Here is a 262-nt window from a genome sequence, read left to right on the forward strand (position 1 = left end):
ACTCAGCATGTTGTCCATGAAGCGCGGAGGAACATAACCGTACTGCTGGTTCATTTTCTCCAGCTCCCCGTGCGTATATTTCGTTTTGAGGTCATCCCAGATACATCCGCAGACGGCGGTAGTACCGCCGTCTGATTTGCATCCCTGGATAAACTCGCGTTCATTTTTGTCGCCACAGCCGCTCAGGGTTACGGCAGACAACAGCAGGGTGAAGAGCAGCAGAGGGCCTGCGACAGGTTTCACGATTTGACTCCTTTGGGTC

General features: G+C 53.4%; 1 protein-coding gene. It reads right to left on the reverse strand.

Translation table 11 applies throughout. The annotated features are described in order from the left end of the window. On the reverse strand, positions 1-243 hold a 243-nt coding region (locus tag DEO48_RS15325), incomplete at its 3' end, for a hypothetical protein (RefSeq protein ID WP_109845641.1). Positions 244-262 lie beyond the last annotated feature (19 nt).

Source organism: Enterobacter sp. CGMCC 5087, from assembly GCF_003144775.1.
Classification (GTDB): Bacteria; Pseudomonadota; Gammaproteobacteria; order Enterobacterales; family Enterobacteriaceae; genus Enterobacter; species Enterobacter cloacae_M.